The sequence below is a fragment of the Kitasatospora sp. GP82 genome (genome assembly GCF_029892105.1).
Lineage (GTDB): Bacteria > Actinomycetota > Actinomycetes > Streptomycetales > Streptomycetaceae > Kitasatospora.
The window spans coordinates 1-4,334 of the sequence record NZ_JARZAJ010000105.1; the positions used below are offsets into that span (position 1 = coordinate 1).

Genomic DNA, 4,334 nt, shown 5'->3' on the forward strand with positions numbered 1-4,334 from the left:
CTACGTCGCCCGCGAGATCTACCAACTCATCACCGCAGCCAGGAATCCGACCCCTGCACCAGCGTCAGCCGATTGACATCCATAGGGGCATCAAGCTCGCCGTTCGTTATGAAGCGAGCCCTTGTCGCTGTGATGGACCAGGCCGGGGCGGGGCCTGCGGGCCGCGACGGCCATGGCGAGGGCGTCGGTGACCAGCTCGGTTCGCATGTGGTCGGCCATGGCCCAGCCGACGATGCGGCGGGAGAACGGGTCCATGATCGCGGCGAGGTAGAGCCAGCCCTCGCTGGTGGGCACGAAAGGTGATGTCGGCAGTCCAGCGCAGGTTCGGCTCGCTGGCGGTGAAGTCCCGGCCGATCAGGTCGGGGGCGGCCTTGGCCTGCCGGTTCTGGCGGGTCAGCGATGCGCGGCCGGTGCGGCGGTGCACGCCGACCAGGCCTGCCAGGCGCATGAGGCGGGCGACGCGCTTGCGGCCGACGGACAGGCCATCGATCTCGCACAGGTCGGCGTGGATGCGCGGGGCGCCGTAGGTCCCGTGGGACCGCTCGTGGTGCCGGACGCGTCCTTGGCACGATGAACTCCTCCTTGCGGGACCCAGTGTCCCAAAGCGGAAGGTTGTCCATCAAACCGGGGCAACTTCACGGGTGGTCACGGTATTTCCGCTCGCGTGGCTTGTGGTGGTGGCTGGTGGCGTCGGTGTTCGCTCTGTTGGAGACCCGGGACCGGCCGGCTTGTCGCAGGGGAGCCGTGGCAGGATCCGCGGGTATGAGGATTGAGCAAGCGGATCGGCCCGTCGCTTTGGTGAGCGGGTCCACGTCGGGGATCGGGGAGGCCGTCGCGCGGAGGCTGGCGGCGGACGGGATGCGGGTCGTCGTGCATTCGCGGCGCAGCGAGGAGGCCGGGGAGGCGCTGGCGGTGGAGCTTGCTGGGGCGTACGTGCGGGCGGATCTGGCGGTGGAGGAGGAGGCCCGGGGGCTGGTTGAGGCGGCGCTTGGCCGGTACGGGCGGCTGGATGTGCTGGTGAACAACGCGGGCATCAGCTGGCCGATCCCGCACGACGACCTGGCCGCGGCGACACCGGCGGATTGGCGGCAGCTGTTGGAGGTCAACCTGATCGCGCCGTGGGTGCTGTGTACGGCGGCGCTTCCGGCGTTGCGTCAATCTCCCGGGGGTGGCAGCATCGTGAACGTCACCAGTCACGCCGGGGTGCGTCCCAAGGGTTCGTCGGTGCCGTATGCGGCGAGCAAGGCTGCGTTGAATCACGTGACCCGGCTGTTGGCGGCCGCGCTCGGGCCCGAGGTGCGGGTCAATGCGGTGGCGCCGGGGCTGGTGGACACGCCGATGACGAAGGACTGGGTGCAGGCGCACGAGTTGTGGCGGGACCACGCGCCCATGCGCCGCGCGGCCCGGCCTGCCGACGTGGCCGACCTGGTGGCGTCGGTGATCGCCAGTACCTATCTCACCGGCGAGGTCGTCGTGCTCGATGGCGGGCTGAATCTGATCTGAGCTTGTCCTGTCTTTCAAGCGGGTCGAATCTGATCATTCGTGAGATGAGAGAGCCCAGGGGTTCCGGGTGTGGCTGTGAGCTTGTCGCCGTCTGATGGCTCGAACGACTTGGCCGCCCGGAGCGCCGTGCCGTCCCGGTGGTGGCGCGCTGTGGGCAGTACGTGTCCGGGGCCTGGCTCGGGCCGGTTCGCAGGCCTTCCTCGGTGTGGTGGGCGGATCCGGAGTGGCTGGGTGATCTGGTGCTTCGGCCGCACGGGTTCGCCGGGTTGGGTGATCAAGGCCATGATGACGAGCGGCCGGCCTTCCTGTCTGAATGCTTTGCCCGTTACGGACGTTGGCGTGTTCGCATCGTTGGCACGGCACGGCACGGCACGGCACGGCACGGCGCCGCATGGCATGGCGCGGCGCGGCGCGGCACGAGAGTGAGAGGGTGCCCTCTCTGTGGGAAGATCTGTCGCCACTGATCGGCGAAGACGACCGCGGCACGGCCGTGCAGGGCCTACAGGAGGCGTACACCGAAGGGCACATCTCGCACGAGGAGGTGGGTCGAACGCCTCCACCAGGTGCTTACCGCCAAGACGCACAGCGAGGTCGTGCGGGCTCTGGTCCGGCTCCCGGAGGAGAGCGCGGGCAGCACGTCCACGATTGCCGCCGTCGGCGGACGGATCCGGCGGCGCGGCTCGTGGCGGGTACCTCGGTTCCTCAAGGTCGCGTCCGTACTCGGAAGGGTGCACCTGGACCTGTCCCGGGCGGTCATCGAGCATCCGGTGGTCGACATCGAGTTGCAGCCCGGCACCGGCAGGGCCGAGATCACGGTGCCTCGCGACGCGATCGTCGATGTCGAGGACCTGCGTACCGGGGGGCGCCGTGCCACGCCATCCGGACCGGCTGACCCCGGCTCCGGTTCGAGGGTGGGCACTGTGCCGGCCTGCCCGGGAGTACAGGGACCCGTGGCTGCCTCGATCAACGGCAACGGAGTTCCAGGCGCGACGGTGGTCTGGGTCGACCGCCTTCCCGCCGGAGCTTTGTTGCCGTGAAGGGTCGAACACCGTACCCCGGCCGGTGCTTGACACCGAAGACCAGCCGCTGACTACCCGGCCTTGGGGCTGGGGCTTGTCAGCACGGGGGGGGATGTTGGAGTCGCGGTTGACACTGCGGGCATTGCCGTCGGCGTATCCGGCGAAGACGAATGCGTTGCCGGTGTAGTGCCACCCGCCGCCGTCGTTGTAGTTCACCTCGTTCACCCGGTACCAGGTGTCGCCGTAGTTGCCGATGCTCTGGCCGACAGTCCAGCACTGGGCGTAGACGGAGCCGTGGTTGGGGAGGTCCCACCAGTAGGCGATCTTGCCGCCCCAGGTATTGGGGTTGTTGGAGAGGCCGACCGAGTGGCCGACGTTCACCGGGACGACGTCGTCGGCGGAGGCGCTTCCCGCCGCCGCGGCCACAGCGCCGGCGGACAGTGCCATGACCGCTGCGAGTGTCCCGGCGCGGCGTCCCAACTTGAGCTTCATGTCTTGCTCCTTGGTGTCTGGCGTGATTGCTGCGGTCTGCCGGTGCGGCGGCGCCTGCCGCACCGGATTGTCGTTCGTGACCCGGCCGTTGATCCGGAACTTGAAGTTCCCCCGCTGGTGCGGGTTGGGTGGTCGGCACGGGGTTCGGGTCGGTCTCGGTGAGGTGTGGGAGTGTTCAGGTGGTGCTGTAGCAGTCGTCAGGGCTGAAGCAGGTGGCATGTGTTCTTGCTTCCTTCCCTGTGAGTGGCTTGGCGATCGCGTGGAGTTGCTGATCGCGTCTGTCGATTTTCTCTTTGCTCGTGTTCCGGTCAGGGGGTGGGCCGGTAGCGACGGATGTCTGCATTTCGGGTCTCATGTTCGAATGATCAGCTGCTGTCGCCACTATGGGCAAGGTGTCTTCGTTGGTTGTGCGGCTGTTGCTTCGGTTGGCGATGATGCCGTAAACGCGTTGTGCTCGTTGGTTGTGCGGCTGTTGCTTCGGTTGGCGATGATGCCGTAAGTGCGTTGTGCTTGTTGATGTGAACGCGGCGTCGGTGGTGGTGGTGGTGGTGGAGCTGGCCGGGTATCTGGTTGAAGTGGTTTCTCGGGGCGTAGGTGTGTCGGTCGCTCTTCTCTTGCTGGTGCCTGTGGTGAGTGTGTGCGTCCGTGGATGTCTGTGGGGAGGTGAATGTCCTGAGGTGGCCGGGGTGGGTGAGGCGGTTGTTCTTGTTGTGTTGTCGCCCGGGGTGGCGCTTTTTGCGGCAAGCATGGGTGGTCGGTGCGGATCCGGCGTATGCCTTCGGTGTGTGGGGGTGGGTGAAGCGCGTCTTGTCGTCACTGATTTCGGCTGGCGCCGGGGTGCTGGGCTGCGGTCCGAGGCCTGGGAGGCTCGTGATGATCTCGGCGTGAGGGTGTTGGCGCAGTGCCCGTCAAGCGTCGTTTCTGGGTTCGGTGGTCACCATTTGATTTGCTGGTGGGCGAGTGCCGTGGAGGCCACGGGGGGTCTCTATGGCGTATTGGCCTATGGCCGCTTCGACTTCGGCGGGTTGAGGCGGGTTGAGGCGGGTTGAGGCGGGTTGAGGCGGCGGTGCAGTTGCCGTGCGTGGCCGGTGGCCGGCTTGTGCTGGCCGTCGGCGTTACCTGCTGGCTGAGACCCGGATGTCCATACCTTGCCGCGGTGGATCCTGTGCCGTACCTGCGGGCGGGGCAAGGACCGGCGCATCCCCGTTCCAGGCTCGGTGGCTGGTCAGGTGGAGGGTTTGGCTGGTGAGGTTGAGGTCGGGGTTGTCGCCGGTGGCGGGCTGGTTGAGGGTGTGGGGGTCTGCCGGTCGCGGGGTGGGT

3 protein-coding genes and 1 pseudogene are annotated in these 4,334 nt (G+C 67.5%); 2 read left to right on the forward strand and 2 right to left on the reverse strand.

From position 1 onward, the window contains the following. Positions 1–90 precede the first annotated feature (90 nt). Complete coding sequence (locus P3T39_RS37160) at positions 91–294, reverse strand: DDE-type integrase/transposase/recombinase (RefSeq protein WP_280703751.1); 204 nt, start codon at positions 292–294, stop codon at positions 91–93. Between the two features lie 468 nt (positions 295–762). Between P3T39_RS37160 and P3T39_RS37165 the strand changes: the two genes are divergently transcribed. Together P3T39_RS37165 and P3T39_RS37170 are read left to right on the forward strand one after the other, a co-directional pair. After that, the gene (locus tag P3T39_RS37165; RefSeq protein WP_280703752.1) at positions 763–1,503 is read left to right on the forward strand and encodes an SDR family oxidoreductase; all 741 of its coding nucleotides are present in this window, start codon (positions 763–765) and stop codon (positions 1,501–1,503) included. 430 nt (positions 1,504–1,933) lie between these two features. Then, positions 1,934–2,363, forward strand: a pseudogene (locus P3T39_RS37170) (DUF1707 domain-containing protein); the annotation flags it as partial. A gap of 1,766 nt (positions 2,364–4,129) precedes the next feature. Here P3T39_RS37170 and P3T39_RS37175 read toward each other — a convergent pair. After that, positions 4,130–4,334, reverse strand: a 205-nt coding sequence (locus P3T39_RS37175; protein ID WP_280703753.1) for a hypothetical protein, incomplete at its 5' end; no start/stop codon positions are given.